Raw genomic sequence first — 14,112 nt, forward strand, 5'->3', positions numbered from 1 at the left:
GTCATGACCTTCCCGCCGGACGACCCCTGGGGCACCCCCGCACCGCCGCCCACCGGCGGCCCGTCGTTCCCGCCCACCGGCGGCCCGTCGTTCCCGCCCACCGGCGGCCCGTCGTTCCCGCCGACCGGTGTCCCGCCGGTTCCGCAGATTCCGCCGCAGATTCCGCCCGGTCCGCCGCCGGTCGCGTCCGGGCCGGTCATCGTCCGGATCGCGGAGATCGAGATCACCTCGTCGGCGATCCGCACCCCGGTCGGCGACTTCCCGCTCGCGGGCTCGCGCTGGCAGGTCAACGAGTTGTGGGTCACCCAGCGCCGCACCCCGCTCTGGGCCAAGATCGCCGGTTTCGGGCTGGCGGTGTGCACGCTCGGGCTCAGCCTGCTGCTCCTGCTGATCAAGGAGTCGCCGCCGCAGGGCACGGTCACGGTCACCCTGACCAGCGGCCCCCAGCAGTATGTGGCCCGCATCCCGGTCGACCACGAGGACGAGGTGGTCACCATCAATCAGCAGATCAATTACGTACGCAGCCTGGCCGCCCTATAACGTGCCACCGATCGCCCGGACGGCGTCGATGGTGTCCGCTTCCGCCGCGGACTTGTCCTCGCGGTAACGCAGCACCCGGGCGAAGCGCAACGCCACCCCACCGGGATAACGCGGTGACGTCTGCACCCCGTCGAACGCGATCTCCACCACCTGCTCCGGGCGCACCCGCACCACCCAGCCGTTGTCCTCCACGGCCAGTTCCTTGAAGCGTTCGGTCTGCCAGCGCAGCAGCTCGTCGGTGAGACCTTTGAACGTCTTGCCGAGCATCACGAACCCGCCGGACTCCGGGTCCCGCGCGCCCAGGTGCAGGTTCGACAACCAGCCGCGGCGCCGGCCGTGGCCCCACTCGACGGCGAGAACGACCAGGTCGAGCGTGTGCCGGGGCTTGACCTTGACCCAGGCCGAGCCGCGGCGGCCCACGTCGTACGGCGCCTCGGGGGCCTTGATGACCACGCCTTCCTGTCCTGCGCCGATCGCGGCGGCGAACGCGGCCGCGGCCTGCTCCTCGGTCTCCACGGTTTCCCGCCCGACGATCAGCCCGGCCGGCAGCGCGTCGGCGAGGGCCGCCCAGCGAACCCGGCCCGGCTCGTCGAGCAGGTCCGTGCCGTCGAGGTGCAGCAGGTCGAAGAAGTACGGCACCAGGGCCGCCCCCTCCGCACCGGCCTTCCCACCGGCACGGGTGGCAGCGCGACTCGACGTCTCCTGGAACGGCCGGGGCCGCCCCTGCTCGTCCAGCGCCATCGCCTCGCCGTCCAGCACCACCTCGCGCACCGGCAGCGCCCGGACCGCGGCCACCACCCCGGGCAGCCGCTCGGTGATCTCGTCCAGGCTGCGGGTGAAGACCGCCACGTCGTCGCCGGACCGGTGCACCTGGATCCGGATCCCGTCGAGTTTCGTGTCGACGACCGCGGGGATGCCGGTGGCGAGCAGCGCCGCCCCGACGTCCGGGGCGCTCTGCGCGAGCATCGGCGTCAGCGGGGTGCCGACGGTCAGCCGGATCTCCGCGAGCGCGGCTGAGCCACCGGCCAGAGCGGCGACGGCGACCTGCTTCAGGTCCCCGGACAGAAGCAGTGCCCGGCGGACGGCCGTGACCGGCACCTGCGCGGCCACCGCGACCGCCTCGGCCAGCAGCCCGGCCTGCGCGCCCTGTCGCAACTCCCCGCCGAAGAGGCCGACGAGCAGGCGCTGCTCGTCGGCGGTGGCCGCCCCGAACAGCGCCCCGAGCAACTCCCGCCGCCGCGCCTGCGAACCGGCCCCGGCCACCGTCGCGATCCCGGCGATCGCCGCGTCCACCGCGCCCACGGTCAGGGTCGGCTCGGCCGCCGGTGCCGGTCGGTTCCGCAGCCCCGCGTAGCCCACGCCGGTCTGCCGTTGTCTCAGCTCACCGGCGAGGAACGCGGACCCGGCCGCGATCTCGTCCGGCTCCAGCTGTCGCAGCGCAGCGGCCAGCAGCTCGATCTTCGCCTTCCTCCCGCCGGTCGCGGCGACCGCGGCCGAGGTGGCGGCAATGTCCATGAACCGCACGAACCCCATCCTGTCAGCAGCGCCGCCCGCCCACATCCCCGACCGACGACCCTGCACGCCCGCCCGCGAACTGCGCTTCGACCCCGCCGGGCAACGCGGCTCGGGCACCCCGGCTGCGCGTTGCGGCCGGGACCGACCCGCCCACCTCGCGGACTCCGGTGGGCGGGACCTGCCGGGCGGCGGGGCCTGTGGACGGGTTTGTTGCTCTGAGCGGGGCCACCCACGGACATCGCCCTTGTGGGCTGAGCGTTCAGGGGCGCCCCGCGCCCCTGCTCAGCCCGGAAGGGTCCCCGCGGGAGCGACGATCGGGACCACGGCGGACGCAGGCAATGAAGAATTTGATCTTGGGTTTAGGCCGCCAGCGGCTCGTCGATGCGGAAGCCGCGGGCGCGGACCGACTCGGCGACGCGGGAGAGCTCGGCGTCGAGGCCGCACAGCGCCCGGGACAGCTCGTCGAGATGCTCGGTGAGGGTGGAATCGTCCCACCCGGAGACGTCGACGTCCCCCAGGGCCCGGACCGCGGCGCGCAGCCGTGCGATCGACTCGATCCGATCGCGAGTCCGAAGCCGATCCACGGTGGCACGCGGGCCGGTGGGCTTGACCCGGCCCGCGGCGACACTGGGAACAGCAGTTATCGAACGCATGTTCGAATCCTAACAGGATCAAGCGCCGATCACACCGCCATCGCGTGTCGGAACTTGACCTCCGCGTCGGCCGGTTCGGCGCGCGCCGCAACGAAGCCGTCCGGCCTGATCAAATAGAAGAAACCCGGTTTGAGGTACGTCGCCGGAGCGGCCGGGAAGATGTGCACCGGCAGGCCCAGATCGGGCGCTTCCGGGCCTTCCACCCCGCCGTATCCGTGGATCTGCCAGTCAGCGGTGCGCAGCACCCCGAAGTTCCCGCCGGTCCAGGGCAGGCGGCGGCCGACGACCGGGTCGCGTTTGCCGTCCGGCGTCCGTGCGTCCGGCCCGATCGGGTAGTGGATGCGGATCTGCGACACGTATTGGAACAGTCGTGACCCGCCCGCCGAGCGCGGCAGCACCCGGGTTGCGATCGGGGCGATCACCGGGATCAAGGCGGTCCGCAGCGCCCGGACGGCCCGGCGGTCGTCGGTGATCGCCTGGAAGAGCCGGTCGGTGGTGGCGACCAGCGTCTTCGCGACCGGGCGGCGCTCGGCCTCGTAGCGGTCGAGCCAGGAATCCTTGCGCCGGCCCTGCAGCACATCGGCGAGCTTGAACGCCAGATTGTGCGCATCCTGCAAACCGGTGTTCATGCCCTGCGCGCCGACCGGCGAGTGCACGTGGCCGGCGTCACCGGCCAGGAAGAACGGCCCGTCGCGGAACGCCGCGGCGACCTTGTGATGCACCCGGTACGTCGCGAACCAGCGCGCCTCGGCGTAGGTGATCGCGAAGACGTCCCGGAGGCGGCCGCGCACGTCCTCCTCGTCGAGCCGGCCGTCGCCGTCCTCGTCGTGGACCAGGCCGATCAGCCGCCAGTTGCCGCGGCCGGGCATCGGGAACCCCAGTAGGAACTCGCGCCCGCCCGGCCGCACGTTGACCGACTCGGCGACCAGGCCGGCCGCCCCGACCGCGTCGAGTACGTAGAAGCGGTGCGCGTTGGTGCTGCCCTCGAACGCTATCCGGCGCGCCTTGCGGACCGCCGAATTAGCCCCGTCGCAGCCGACGCAGAACCGGGCCCGGACGGTGTGGTTGCCGACCTTCGCCTCGACACCCTCCTCGACCTGCACCATCGCGGTGACCGGGGTCTCCCAGGCCACGTCGCCACCGAGTTTGCGCAGATTGTCGTAGAGGATCTCCTCGTTACGGCTCTGTTCGAGCACTTCGAGAAAGGGGTACGGCGTGACACCCTTCCCGAGTGGCCCGAGCGGCACCCGCCCGAACACCCGGGCGCCGCTGCCGGGCGACAGTCCTTCCGCCCGGCGAGCGGCGTCGAGCACCTGGTCGCCGATGCCGAGCTGGTCGTAGATCTCCAGGCTGCGCGCCTGCAGCACGAGCGCCCGGGACTCGCGGGTGGGGCCGTCCTTGCCGTCCACCACGAGCACCTGCACTCCGAGCCGGGTCAGCCAGTTGGCGAGCATCAAGCCGGTCGGACCGGCACCCGCCACCAGGACCTCACACGTCAGCTCGGTCATCAGCGACTCCGTCCTACTTCACTTCGTCAGGGTCTCCGCAACGTTCTTGAGCAGCAGCGCCTCGGCGACACAGACCCGCTCGAACTCGCCCAGGTGCAGGCTCTCGTTCGGTCCGTGGGCCGCGGAGTGCGGGTCTTCGACACCGGTGACCAGGATCGTCGCACCCGGGAACAGCTCCTGGAAGGTGGCGATGAACGGAATCGATCCACCGACGCCCATGTCCACCGGTTCGGCCCCGTCCCACGCCGTCCGGAACGCGGCGCGGGCGGCCTCGAAACCGGGGCCGGTCGCGTCGATGACCGACGGGTTGCCGTCGCTCTCCAGGGTCACCTCGACGTGCGCGCCCCAGGCGACGTGCTTCTCCAGGTGGGTCTTGACCGCGGTGAACACCGACTTGGGGTCGTCGCCGGGAGCGACTCGCACGCTGACCTTGGCCTTGGCCGTCGCCTGCAGCGCGTTGGCGGCCTCCAGCGTGCGCGGCGCGTCGATGCCGAGCACCGAGATCGACGGCTTGGTCCAGATCCGGTCGGTGATCGTGCCGCCGCCGATCAGCGAGACGCCGTCGAGCATCCCGGCCTCGACGCGGAACCGGTCCTCGGGGTAGTCGACGCTGGCTCCCTCGCGACCGACGAGACCGTCGACCGCAACCTCGCCGGCATCGTCGTGCAGCGTGCTGAGCAGCCGCGCCAGGGTCATCAGCGCATCCGGCACCGGACCGCCGAACATGCCGCTGTGCACGGCGCTCCTCAGCACCTTGACCTCGACGAACAGATTGACCAGACCGCGCAGGGAGGTGGTCAGCGCGGGCCGGCCGATGTCCCAGTTGCCGGAGTCGGCGATCACGATCACGTCGGAACGCAGCTCCTCCAGGTGCGCCTGGATGATCGCGTCGAGCGAATCCGACCCGTACTCCTCCTCGCCCTCGACGAAGACGACGACACCGACCGGGAGCTGGTCACCGAAAGCACGCAGCGCGGCCACGTGAGCCATCACCCCGGCCTTGTCATCGGCGGCGCCCCGGCCGTAGAGCCGGCCGTCCCGCTCGACCGGCTCGAACGGGGCACTCTCCCACAACGCGGGGTCGCCGGCCGGCTGCACGTCGTGGTGCGCGTAGAGCAGCACCGTCGGGGCGCCGGGCGGGGCAGGCCTGCGACCGATCACCGCCGGCTGGCCGCCGTGCCGCACGATCTGTGTGTCCAGGCCACAGCCCCGCAGCAGCTCGGCGACCGCCTCGGCGGAACGCTCCACGTGTGAATGGTCGAAACCCTCGAAAGCGATGCCCGGGATCCGCACCAACCGTTCCAGGTCGGCGCGGACACCGGGCATCTCCCGCGCGATCGTGGCGCGCAGCTCGGATTCAGTCAGGCTCATCGCCCGATCGTAATCAGCTCGCTTCGGGGCCGCCGCCGCTGCTGTCCCCGTTGTTGTCCCCGCGCGCCCGGCGCCGCGCGTCACTGGCCCAGTTCATCGCCCGGCCGGCCGCCGAACCGGCCATGTCCGACGCACCGTCACCGACCCGGCGCAGCAGCCCGACCAGAGGATCCTGAGAATTCGCAAAATCTTCCCGGTACGACTTGGCGGCCGCCTTGGCATCCTCGGAGAACGACGAGTCGCCGTCCGAGTCGCGGTGCGGGTAATCGCCGCCGAGAACCTGCGCGTACGCCCCGGAGTCGACCCACTTGCGCAGCTCGGAGGCGCGCGCCACCGGGAACGGGTGGGTGCTCCACGCGGTCATGCCCAGCTTGTGGATGCTGTCGCGGATGTCGCCGCCGCCCTCGTACTCCGCGGCCTGCTCGAGGAACGCGGTGGTGTCGATCTGCGACAGGTCGCCGCCACCGGCCAGCTTCATCAGCAGCCGCAGCGAAGCAGCCGGGTCCTGCCCGGCGAGCAGGCCGGCACGGTCGGCCGAGAGCTCCGCCTTGCGCCACCACTCCAGCATCCCGGCGATGATCGCCCGCAGCGCGATCGCACCGACCGGAATCCAGCTGATGTTCGCCGCCCAGCTGGTCAGGATCATCATGATGGTCTTGTAGACGGCGTGGCCGCTGCGCACGTGGCCCAGCTCGTGCCCGAGCACGGCCCGCAGCTCGTCGTCGTCGAGCTTCTCCACCGCGCCCGTGGTGATCACGATGAACGGCTTGTCCAGGCCGATCGCCGAGCCGTTGATGATCGGCGACTGCGTCACGTACAGCTCGGGCAGCTCGGCGATGTCCAGCGTGCTGGCCGCCTCGGTGAAACGCTGGTAGACCCGCGGGTACTGCCGGTGGTCGACCCGGATCGAACCGGCCAGATAGCTGAGCCGGAAGCCGCGCTCGTTCCACATCCCGAAGAACGTCTTCACCACGTCGTCGAAACCACGCAGCTCACGCAACGCGGAGAGAGCTCCCCGGTCGGCCGGGTGCTCCCAGGCGCGCGAGCTGATCCCGGTCAGCGTGACACGCCGGCGTACCGGGCGGTTCTCGTCATCGGTCGTCATGGATCCCACCCCGTCTTTTGGGTACGGCGGTCGTTGTGGCACGGCTTGGCCGCGCCGGACCCAACGTACGCCCGGGACGCAACGCTGTCGTCAGGGTCGGACCCCTACGGGGCGCCCGGTGGCACGAACGGCAGCCCAGGTGGCGGCCCGTTTTCGACAAGCCGGCGCAGCGCATCGGTGTCCAGGTGCTCGGCGACCAGATCACCCAGGACGTCCAGGGCGCGTTCGCGGATCGTGGCGTAGCGGATGTCCGGCGCGACCGTGAACCCGTGCCGGCCGGCCTGCGCCGCGGCTACGGTCAGGAAACGGCGGCGGAACTCGTCCGACTCGAACGCGCCGTGCCAGTGCGTGCCGTGGACGTTCCCGGCCACGGCACCCTCCGGGCGGCCGTCGGCGTAGTGCAGGAACGGCTCCGGGGTGCCCGTGGAGACGTACCCGTGATGGATCTCGTAGCCGTGCACCGGCGCGCCCAGCGCCGCACCCGCACTGCGCGCGAGGGTCTTGCGCGCGGCGAACGTGACACCGACCGGCAAAAGGCCCAGCCCCGGCACCACGCCGTGACCGCTCTCCACCTCGTCGTCGATCGTCTCCGCCAGCATCTGGAAGCCGCCACAGACCCCGACCAGCGGTTTCCCGGCGGCAGCATGCGCGAGGACCGCATCGGCCAGCCCGGTCTCGCGCAGCCAGGCCAGATCGCTGACCGTCGCCTTCGAACCCGGCAGCATCACCAGATCGGCGTCCGCCACATCACCCGGCTCGACCGTCAGATGCACCCGGACACCCGGCTCGGCCGCCAGCGCCTCGGCGTCCGTGGCATTCGAGATCCGCGGCAGGCGGACCACCGCGACCCGCAGCCACTCCCGTCCGCGGGGCGGGCCCGGACGGCCCAGCGTCGTCCCGTAAGCCAGCGAATCCTCCGCATCCAGCCAGACATCCCGGTGGAACGGCAACACGCCCAGCACCGGACGCCCGGTCAGCGTGGAAATCATGTCGTTGCCGGGCTGCAGGATGCTCAGATCGCCGCGGAACTTGTTGGTCACGAAACCGGCGACCAGCGCCTGATCCTCGGCCGACAGCAAGGCCAGGGTGCCGAAGAACGCCGCGAAGACCCCGCCCCGATCGATGTCGCCGACCACGATCGACGGCAGGCCGAACCGGCGGGCCAGACCCATGTTGACGAAATCGCCGTCCCGCAGATTGATCTCGGCCGGGCTGCCGGCGCCCTCACAGATCACGGCGTCGAAATCGCGGCGCAGATCGGCCAAGGTGTCCCAGGCGACCTCGGCCAGCTTCGGACGCAGTCGGCGATAGTTGCCCGCGGTGACCGTGTCCACGGCCTCGCCGAGCAGGACGACCTGACTCGAACGGTCACTGCCGGGCTTCAGCAGGACCGGGTTGAAACGCAGGTCCGGCGATAGACCGGAGGCCTCGGCCTGCATGGCCTGGGCTCGGCCGATCTCGCCGCCACGGCCGTCCGGGGCTACCACTACCACGGAGTTGTTGGACATGTTCTGCGCCTTGAACGGGGCCACCCGGACGCCTTCGCGGTGCAGCCAGCGGCAGATTCCGGCGGTGAGGATGCTTTTGCCGGCGTCCGATGTGGTGCCGGTCACGAGGAGGCCGCCGGTCATGGTTTGCGGCCCTTCGGGCCCCGCCCCCGCCCCCGCCGCCACCACCAGATCATCGGGCTCCGCCCTTTCCGCCACGACGCAGAGCCGCCCCCACGCCTCCACGAACCAGCGCACCCCCGGCCGCCAGCAGCACAGCCGCCACCCCCACCGCCGCGGACACCCGTGCCGCCCGTTTCAGATGCACCGCCGACGGCCGTGGCCCGTCCCCGAGGAACGGCCGAGTCTCGCTACGTCCGAAGTAGACGTTGCGTCCACCGAGGCGTACGCCCAGCGCTCCCGCCATCGCCGATTCGCACTGCCCCGCGTTGGGCGACGGATGATCAGCCCGGTCCCGACGCCACACCCGCATCGTTTCTCGTGGTGACCCGCCGGCCACCGGCGCCACCGCGATCGTCAGCAGCCCGGTCAGCCGTGACGGCGCCAGGTTGAGCAGGTCGTCGAGCCGCGCTGACGGCGTTCCGAACCGTGCGTACCGCACCGAGCGGTGCCCGACCATCGCGTCCAGCGTGTTCGCCGCCCGGTAGCCGAGCAGCCCGGCCGGGCCGAGCAGCGCACCCCAGAACAGCGGGGCGACGACCGCGTCGGACGTGTTCTCGGCGACCGATTCGACGGTGGCCCGGGCCAGTTCGGGTTCGTCGAGCGCGGACGGGTCGCGCCCGCAGAGATGGTTGAGCCGTCCGCGCGCCGCCGTGAGGTCGCCGTTTCCCAGGTGACGGGCCATCACCCGGGATTCCTTGCGCAGGGTGCGGCCGCCGAGCACGGTCCAGGTCGCGGCGGCGGTGAGCGCGAACCGCGCGGCCGGCACGTGGCGGGTCGCCCGCCCGGCGGCCAGCCCGGCGAGGACGGGTACGCCGACCGCCGCTGTGGTGAACAGTGCTCCGGCCCGGCGCCGGGGCTGGTAGACCCGGCGTTCCAGCGCGGCGGCGGCCGTGCCGAATCCGGCGACCGGGTGGAAGCGCCGCGGGTCGCCGATCGCGGCGTCGAGCAGGTATCCGGCGAGCAGCCCGGCCGCGTCCGCGGTCCAGCGATTCGGCACGTGTGTCCTTTCCTTGCTGCGGGCTCAGCAGCCGGAGCCGCCGAACTCAGCGACCGGAGCTGCGAGGTTCAGCGGCCGAAGGGCGTCAGGTCGAACACCCAGACGGCCATTGCCGCCGGCTCGGCCTCCGGGTAGGGCACCGGTTCGAGGGCACCCCACTGGATGGATCCGGGGGCCCGGTCGACGAGGAACTCCACGACGATGGCGTGCAGGTCGTCGGTCACCTGGTACGGCACCGGGAAGACCAGGTCGCCGGGTTTGCGGGTGCAGGCCGAGCAGCGCAGCTGACCGGCGACCGGGTCGTGCCAGACGTAGAAGGTGGCGGTCCCTCGATGGCCGGAGGCGGCCACCTGTTCCCGCAACGCGACCGCGGTGTCCTCGAAGGCGGTCACCACCTCATCGGCCGACATGCCCATGCGCTCGTGCGGTGGCGCACCGAACCAGGTGGTGTTGGCGTGCTCGGCGTCCTGGTCCTCCGGCGAGAGCACGATCGTCTCGCCGGCCATGGCGCGGATGTCCTTCAGCATCACCGCTTCAGTCTGCCGGTTGGGGTTGTCTTGAGACCAATCGGGCCGCTCGGCCGGGCGGCTCGGAGAAGCGGCACGATCGGCCCATCCCGATCGAGGGATTCATGCGTCGTCTGTTCCCGGCACCGGCGGCCCGGCCTCGGACCCCGACACGGCCGGGCCGCCGGGCGCCACTCACCCTCGCGGGCCCGCAGGGAGAGGCCCGCGGGGTGGCGGCTGCGCGGGAACGTCTCAGGCGGCGACCGGCTCCCTCCGCGCCCGGCGGGCACGCCGCACGCCGGCGACGGGGACCGGTTCCGGCTCGGCCGGCGTCTCCTCCTTCTCCTCCTCCTGCTCCTCGTCGCCGGTCTCCTCGGGCTCCTCCGCGGTCTCGGTGAGACCGGCCACCACCTGCAGGAAGTCCGGTTCCATCTCACCCACGACCGGCTCCGGCAGCCCGTCGGCCTCCGTCTCGCCGTCGTCGGCCGTGGTGATGCCGGTCGGCCGGGTGCGGGCGAACCGGGACTGGCCGCGGGCGAGGTCATGCCCGACGGAGTGCGCCTCCATCTCGTACGAGACGCGGTGGTTGCCCTCTTCGTCCTCCCAGTCGCGGGTGTAGATGCGGCCGTACGCGACGACCGGATCCCCGACGCTGATCGAGGCGATGACACCCTCGGCGAGCCGCCGCCACGCGGACACCCGGATCCGCAGGCTGTTGCCGTCGACCCAGCAGCGGTTCTCCCGGTCGTACCGGCGGGCCGTGGACGCGATCCGGAAGTTCGCCACGAGCTGGTTGGACTGCTGGGTGCGACGCCATTCCGGCTGGGTGAGCACGTTGCCGATAATGGTGACGTTGGTGTCGAACACTGCTTTCTCCTTGTCGTCGGGTCCGGCCGGCGCGGCGGACAGGTCAGAGATTGGCGCGTACGGCGTCACGGCGCCTCTCGCCCTGTGGACAGCGCGGGAATGTGGACAACGGCCCGGACCGTGGTCGATCTGATATGGCGCGCCACCGCATACCCACGGGTAACCTGACAGGGTGGAGACCGACGTCCTGGGCTGGCCGTATGAGCGGCACACCATCGAGCTGGGCACCGACGACGAGGGCCCGGTCGTGGCGACGCTCGTCCGGCGGCGCGCCGAGCAGCCGACCCGCAGGGCGGTGTTGCACGTCCACGGTTTCGTGGACTACTTCTTCCAGACCCATATGGCCGACTTCTTCGTCGAGCGCGGCTGGGATTTCTACGCGCTGGACCTCCGGAAGTACGGGCGGAGTCTGCTCCCCCACCAGACGCCGAACTTCGCCCGCAGCCTCACCGACTACTACCCGGAGCTCGACGAGGCGGCCCGCATCATCCGCGAGGACGACGGCCACGATCAGCTACTGGTGACCGGGCACTCGACCGGCGGTCTGATCACCTCGCTGTGGGCACACTCACGTCGCGGGCAGGGCGTCATCGACGGACTGTTCCTGAACAGTCCTTTCTTCGATTTCAACATGCCATGGCTGATGCGGCGGCCGGCGCTCTCGCTGGTGATCGCGCTCACCGGCCGTTCGCCGTACCGGAAGATGCCGACCGGCGGACTGGGGCTCTACGGGCAAAGCCTGCACCGCGACTACCACGGTGAATGGTCCTATGACCTGGCGTGGAAGCCGATCCTCGGTTTCCCGGTCACGATGGGCTGGCTCGCGGCTATCCGGCGTGGTCAGCGACGACTGCAGGCCGGCCTGGGCATCGACGCGCCGGTGCTGGTCGCCTGCTCGGACCGGACGTTCCGCGGCAAGTCGTGGCACGACGACGTACATGTGACCGATTCTGTTCTTGATGTCGAACACATCGCCAGATGGGCGCCCGGGCTGGGCTCGCGGGTGACGATCGCCCAGTTCAACGGGGGTAAGCACGACCTGACGCTCTCCGGCAAGGGCGTCCGCGCCGAGGTCTTCCGCGAGGTGGGCCGCTGGGTCGACGCGTACCTGCCGGCGCCGGGCACGCCGGAGATCGAGATCCCGCCCGCGCCGGAGGATCAGGGCGGCCGGGCCATGGTGCTGGAGGCGGCCGAGGCGGCCGTCGAAAAGGCAGCCGACGAGGCGGACGACAAGTCCGGCACGACCGCCTAGTATGTGCTGGCCAGCGCTCGTAGCTCAGCGGATAGAGCACCGGACTTCTAATCCGATGGTCGCAGGTTCGAATCCTGCCGGGCGCGCCACTTCCTCGATCTATCAGGGCGAACGCATCTGATGATGCTTGGTTTCCAGCCCCGATTACCTGCTTTATTACCTACTTTGGCGTTCGAGCGTCAGAGGAACGCCGCCACCGACGCCTTGTCGCCCATGAGGTCACGCCCAAGGTACACACGCGCGGTCATGGCCGGGTCAGTGTGGCCGAGCTGGTCGGCGATCGTCGCGATCGGCACGCCGGACTGGTCGAGGATCGTCGCGACGGTCCGGCGCAGGGTGTGCGGAGTTGCCCAGGGGAACCCACTCCCGATGAAGATGCGGGCAAGCGCCTTGGCGGAGTTGCTCTGGTCCCACACCCGTTCCGGCTCGTTCAGGTGGTGCGGAGAGCCGAAGACCAGGCCCTTGGTATCCAGCCGCTCAGCTCGCGCCCTCGTCCTCTCGATGACCCACACGGGCAGGGTCAGCCGCCGGTCCGAACTGCGCGTCTTGGTACCGCGGATGTGCACCACGCCGGTCTTCAGATCGATGTCGTCCCAACGGACGGCCCTCGCCTCGTTGATCCGCACACCGCTACCGGCCATGAACGCCATGAGGTCCGCGACCGTCTCACGCTTTCGTCGCGTGCGCGGGTTGATGTTCTCGGCCAGGGCGAGCTTGTCGGCGTAGGCGATGACCTGCTCACGCTCATCCCTGGTCAACGCGCGGCTGGTGTCCCGCTCCCGAGCTGGCGTCTTGACGGTCTGGGCCTTGACCGCCCTGATCTGACGAAGCGCATTCGTGGTCAGCGTGCCGTTGTCGATCGCGAATCCGAGGATCCCGGACAGCACGCTGCGGCTCATCTTCGACGCTCCGGTCCCGTGGTTGTCCGCGACCTTCTGGAGGAACGTCCGGAGCCGTTGCGGGTCGTTCACCTGCGCGAGCGTCAGGCCACGGATGCTTGAGCCCTGAGCGTTGATGTAGCGGGTGAAGGTCCGGCCATAGTCCAGGACGGTTCTCGCGCTCAGGCCGGAGTCGGTCCGTCGGATGTGGGTCAGCCACAGCTCGCCTGCCGCCGTCAGCTTCATCCCTGAGGTCATCTCGACGTGTCCACGCTCGCGCTCCGCCAGGGCCGCCTCAACGGCCTGGATGGCGGCTCGCTTCGTCGCCGCGAACCGGCAGACCTCCTTCATGACGCCGTCATAGCCCCGGTAGTAGCAACGCGCTCGCCAACGATCCGCACGACGAGGGGTAGGCGCTTTCTTCCACTTTCCTGCCTCGTCCCGCATCTGCGGGCTGGCTTCTATCTCGCCGTGTTCACCGAGTTCAAGGGCTCGCCTGCTCATGCATCGCCTTCCATTTCGTCTAACTCCGCATCGATCAACGCGTCGGCCTCCGGCGACCACGCGGGGTAGAGGAGTTTCATCGCTTTGTCGGTCATCCCGCCACCGGCTTCGCCTGGCCTGACCGGGGTGAGTAGTCCTCGTCGCCGCGCTTCCGCGATGCGATTGGCCCACGTGCCGCTCACACCGCCGTGCTTGTCCGCGAGCGTCTTGGCCGGGGTGCGGTCACCGTCCTGAACCAAGAACGAGTACTCAAGAGCGAGGCCGGCGTAGGCCGTGTCATCACGGGGCCGTCGCCCGCGAGCGTCCTCCAAAAACGCCGCCAGATAGACCGCTGAGGGGTTGACCAGGTGGAGGCCAGACTGGCCCGCACGGCCTCCACGCTGGGCGCTCAGCGCCTTCCTGGACGCGGCCAACAGCTCGCCGATGGGCAACGCTCGGATGGTCTTGCTCGACATGGCGAGCGGCTCAGATTCGACGGCTTGCCTGACTGCGAATTCGACCGGACGCCACTCGCCTAAGGCGTCCCTGGAGGCCATAAGCCGGAACGCGACCAGCCACGCCTGATCGCCGTCGTCGTGGCGGTGGACCACGAAGGCTTCGTGCTCGCCCTCAGCCAGCCAGACGGCCGGGCCGGCGGAGTCGGATGTCATCGCCAACGCCTCGCTCACGTTGGAGGGTGTTCTCGTCATGCGAGCAAAGCTATCAGATAGCAGCTACAAGCCATAACGATTATGGCTTGTTGGCGC

At 70.5% G+C, this 14,112-nt stretch carries 13 protein-coding genes and 1 tRNA gene; 3 read left to right on the forward strand and 11 right to left on the reverse strand.

Annotation, left to right across the window (positions count from 1 at the left end):
• Positions 1–3: 3 nt before the first annotated feature.
• Entirely contained in the window at positions 4–540 is a 537-nt protein-coding gene (locus ACH442_RS10685) for a hypothetical protein (protein WP_396337722.1), read from the forward strand.
• Here the strand turns inward: ACH442_RS10685 and ACH442_RS10690 are convergent.
• The 9 genes from ACH442_RS10690 to ACH442_RS10730 all read right to left on the reverse strand — a co-directional run bounded on the left by ACH442_RS10690 (position 535) and on the right by ACH442_RS10730 (position 10,732).
• Entirely contained in the window at positions 535–2,073 is a 1,539-nt protein-coding gene (locus tag ACH442_RS10690; protein ID WP_396337723.1) for an ATP-dependent DNA ligase, read from the reverse strand. The two genes, ACH442_RS10685 and ACH442_RS10690, sit on opposite strands and share 6 nt — an antisense overlap.
• 341 nt (positions 2,074–2,414) lie before the next feature.
• The gene (locus ACH442_RS10695) at positions 2,415–2,708 is read right to left on the reverse strand and encodes a hypothetical protein (protein ID WP_396337724.1); all 294 of its coding nucleotides are present in this window, start codon (positions 2,706–2,708) and stop codon (positions 2,415–2,417) included.
• Positions 2,709–2,737: 29 nt separating this feature from the next.
• A complete protein-coding gene (locus tag ACH442_RS10700; RefSeq protein WP_396337725.1) occupies positions 2,738–4,216 on the reverse strand; it encodes an FAD-dependent monooxygenase in 1,479 nt (492 codons plus the stop codon).
• A gap of 18 nt (positions 4,217–4,234) precedes the next feature.
• Positions 4,235–5,581 (reverse strand): dipeptidase, encoded by a 1,347-nt coding sequence (locus ACH442_RS10705; protein WP_396338122.1) that lies wholly within the window; start codon positions 5,579–5,581, stop codon positions 4,235–4,237.
• A 19-nt stretch (positions 5,582–5,600) separates the two neighbouring features.
• Complete coding sequence (locus tag ACH442_RS10710; RefSeq protein WP_396337726.1) at positions 5,601–6,692, reverse strand: M48 family metallopeptidase; 1,092 nt, start codon at positions 6,690–6,692, stop codon at positions 5,601–5,603.
• A gap of 104 nt (positions 6,693–6,796) precedes the next feature.
• Entirely contained in the window at positions 6,797–8,323 is a 1,527-nt protein-coding gene (locus ACH442_RS10715) for a cobyric acid synthase (protein ID WP_396337727.1), read from the reverse strand.
• Between the two features lie 49 nt (positions 8,324–8,372).
• Positions 8,373–9,359: a cobalamin biosynthesis protein gene (locus ACH442_RS10720; protein WP_396337728.1), complete on the reverse strand. Its 987-nt coding sequence runs from the start codon at positions 9,357–9,359 to the stop codon at positions 8,373–8,375.
• A 68-nt stretch (positions 9,360–9,427) separates the two neighbouring features.
• The gene (locus tag ACH442_RS10725) at positions 9,428–9,886 is read right to left on the reverse strand and encodes a hypothetical protein (protein WP_396338123.1); all 459 of its coding nucleotides are present in this window, start codon (positions 9,884–9,886) and stop codon (positions 9,428–9,430) included.
• Positions 9,887–10,117: 231 nt separating this feature from the next.
• Positions 10,118–10,732 (reverse strand): single-stranded DNA-binding protein, encoded by a 615-nt coding sequence (locus tag ACH442_RS10730; protein ID WP_396337729.1) that lies wholly within the window; start codon positions 10,730–10,732, stop codon positions 10,118–10,120.
• Between the two features lie 172 nt (positions 10,733–10,904).
• On the opposite strand from ACH442_RS10730, the gene ACH442_RS10735 reads away from it, so the two are divergent.
• Together ACH442_RS10735 and ACH442_RS10740 are read left to right on the forward strand one after the other, a co-directional pair.
• On the forward strand, positions 10,905–11,984 hold the full coding sequence (locus ACH442_RS10735; protein WP_396337730.1) for an alpha/beta hydrolase: 1,080 nt from the start codon (positions 10,905–10,907) through the stop codon (positions 11,982–11,984).
• 13 nt (positions 11,985–11,997) lie between these two features.
• Positions 11,998–12,073, forward strand: a tRNA-Arg gene (locus tag ACH442_RS10740).
• Positions 12,074–12,163: 90 nt separating this feature from the next.
• On the opposite strand, the gene ACH442_RS10745 is transcribed toward ACH442_RS10740, so the two are convergent.
• Positions 12,164–13,366 (reverse strand): tyrosine-type recombinase/integrase, encoded by a 1,203-nt coding sequence (locus ACH442_RS10745; RefSeq protein WP_396337731.1) that lies wholly within the window; start codon positions 13,364–13,366, stop codon positions 12,164–12,166.
• Positions 13,363–14,055: a hypothetical protein gene (locus ACH442_RS10750; RefSeq protein ID WP_396337732.1), complete on the reverse strand. Its 693-nt coding sequence runs from the start codon at positions 14,053–14,055 to the stop codon at positions 13,363–13,365. The genes ACH442_RS10745 and ACH442_RS10750 overlap by 4 nt, the downstream gene beginning before the upstream one ends.
• Positions 14,056–14,112: the final 57 nt, after the last annotated feature.

Origin of the sequence: Actinoplanes sp. NPDC020271, assembly GCF_044388125.1 — a bacterium.
Lineage (GTDB): Bacteria > Actinomycetota > Actinomycetes > Mycobacteriales > Micromonosporaceae > Actinoplanes.

Bases quoted from the DNA above. Each gene is read 5' to 3' on its own strand.
- ACH442_RS10685 (WP_396337722.1), top strand. From the start codon at position 4: ATGACCTTCCCGCCGGACGACCCCTGGGGCACCCCCGCACCGCCGCCC.
- ACH442_RS10690 (WP_396337723.1), bottom strand. From the start codon at position 2,073: ATGGGGTTCGTGCGGTTCATGGACATTGCCGCCACCTCGGCCGCGGTC.
- ACH442_RS10695 (WP_396337724.1), bottom strand. From the start codon at position 2,708: ATGCGTTCGATAACTGCTGTTCCCAGTGTCGCCGCGGGCCGGGTCAAG.
- ACH442_RS10700 (WP_396337725.1), bottom strand. From the start codon at position 4,216: ATGACCGAGCTGACGTGTGAGGTCCTGGTGGCGGGTGCCGGTCCGACC.
- ACH442_RS10710 (WP_396337726.1), bottom strand. From the start codon at position 6,692: ATGACGACCGATGACGAGAACCGCCCGGTACGCCGGCGTGTCACGCTG.
- ACH442_RS10715 (WP_396337727.1), bottom strand. From the start codon at position 8,323: ATGACCGGCGGCCTCCTCGTGACCGGCACCACATCGGACGCCGGCAAA.
- ACH442_RS10725 (WP_396338123.1), bottom strand. From the start codon at position 9,886: ATGCTGAAGGACATCCGCGCCATGGCCGGCGAGACGATCGTGCTCTCG.
- ACH442_RS10745 (WP_396337731.1), bottom strand. From the start codon at position 13,366: ATGAGCAGGCGAGCCCTTGAACTCGGTGAACACGGCGAGATAGAAGCC.
- ACH442_RS10750 (WP_396337732.1), bottom strand. From the start codon at position 14,055: ATGACGAGAACACCCTCCAACGTGAGCGAGGCGTTGGCGATGACATCC.